The organism is Kitasatospora sp. MY 5-36 (assembly GCF_001182915.1).
Classification (GTDB): Bacteria; Actinomycetota; Actinomycetes; order Streptomycetales; family Streptomycetaceae; genus Kitasatospora.
This window is the reverse complement of the sequence record NZ_LFVW01001113.1, coordinates 1-1838: the sequence shown is the minus strand read 5'-3', so window position 1 is coordinate 1838 and position 1838 is coordinate 1. Positions and strand designations below refer to the sequence as shown.

General features: G+C 77.0%; 1 protein-coding gene. It reads left to right on the top strand.

What is annotated here, in order from left to right:
• Positions 1-33: 33 nt before the first annotated feature.
• On the top strand, positions 34-1838 hold a 1805-nt coding region (locus tag AE652_RS40625; RefSeq protein ID WP_159028720.1), incomplete at its 3' end, for a restriction endonuclease.

Sequence of the window (1838 nt, the reverse complement as noted above, 5' to 3'; positions counted from 1 at the left end):
CAGCGCGCCTACCAGCAGTCGCGGGAGGCGGAGGTGGCCCGGCGGACGGCCGAACTGGACGCCCGGGTCGAGGAGTTGCGGGGGCTGCTGGCCGCCGGGCTGGCCGCGCCGGCCTTCGGCCCGCAGGCCCTGCTGGCGCCGCGGGCGGTGCCGCCGTTCGATCCGGGGCCGCTGGGCGAGCCGGTGCCGATGCCGGACCAGTCCTCGGCCCGGTACTTCGTGCCGCCGCCGGACCCGGTGCAGGCCCGCAACCCGGGGGTGCGGCAGCAGTACGAGCAGTACCTGGCCCAGGCCCGGGCCCGGTTCGAGCAGGACTGGTACGCCGCGCAGGCCCGGGAGGTGGACCGGCAGCACCGGCTGGCCGCGTACCACCAGGAGTACCTGGCCGGGGTCGAGCAGTCCCGCCGGCAGCAGGAGGAGCTGGCCGCCCGGACCGAGGAGCTGCTGCGCCGGCTACGGGCGGGCGAGCCGGAGGCGGTGCAGGAGTACTTCACGGCCGGCCTGTACGCCTCGGCGGCCTGGCCGGAGGGCTTCCCGCACCGGCTGGCGGCGGCGTTCGACGCCGGGAGCCGGCAGCTGGTGGTGGACTGGGAGCTGCCCGGGCCGGACGTGGTGCCGGCCGCCGGCCGGGTGCGGTACGTGAAGTCGGACGACCGCGAGGCGGAGGTGGCCCGCCCGGCGACAGAGCGCAAGGCGCTGTACCGGGAGGTGCTGGCGCAGTCGGCGCTGCGGGTGGCGGTGGAGCTGTTCCGGGCGGACCGGGACGGGCTGCTGGACTCGGTGGTGCTGAACGGCTTCGTGCTCGGCATCGACCCGGCGACCGGCCGGGAGGCCGAGCGCTTCCTCTCCACGCTGACCGCCACCCGGGCGGGCTTCGCCGCGCTGGCGCTGGACCGGGTGGACCCGGTGGAGTGCTTCCAGGGCCTGGGCGGCCGGCTGTCGGCGCGCCCGGAGCGGCTGGACGAGGTGCGGCCGGACCGGCGGCCGGAGAGCGTCGGCGGGAGCCTGGCCGGGCACGGCGGCGAGGACGAGCCGGACCTGTTCGAGATGGACCCGCTGGACTTCGAGGAGCTGATCGCCGAGCTGTTCCGGCTGCGGGGCTTCCGGGTGATGACCACGGCCCGCAGCGGCGACGTCGGGGTGGACGTGGTGGCCGAGGACCTGGACCCGGTGACCGGCGGCACGATCGTGATCCAGGCGAAGCGCTACAAGAAGACCGTCCCGCCGACGGCGGTGCGCGACCTGGAGTCGACCGTCCGCCACCACGGCGCGATCAAGGGCATCCTGGTCACCACCGCGGGCTTCGGCCGCGGCTCGTACAGCTACATCGAGGGCAAGCCGCTGGCCCTGGTGAGCGGCCCGGAGCTGGTCGCCCTGCTCGCCGAGCAGGGCCTGCGCGGCCGGCTCGGCGGCGACGGCTCCTCCGCCGCCGCCGCGGCCGCCGCGAACGACCGGTCCGAGGAGGCGCGCGAGACCGCCCTCACGGTGAGCTGGCAGAGCCGGACGGCCGGCGGGGACGCGGTGGAGCTGGACGTCACCGCCTTCCTGTGCGCCGGCGGCCGGGTGCTGAGCGACGAGCACTTCGTGTTCTTCAACAGCCCGCAGGACCCGGACGGCGCCGTGCGGCTGCACCCGACCCGCTCGGTGCCGGGCGAGCCGACCCGGGCGGCCCGGCTGGCCCTGGACCTGCACCGGCTGCCGGCCGCCGTCGAGGAGGTGGTGGTCGCCGTCTCCACCGAGGAGGAGGACCACCCGGCGCTGCCGCTCGGCTACGTGCACGGGCTGGCGCTCGCCGCCGCGTACGGGCCGGGCGCCGGCGGACCGGACGCCTGGGCGGG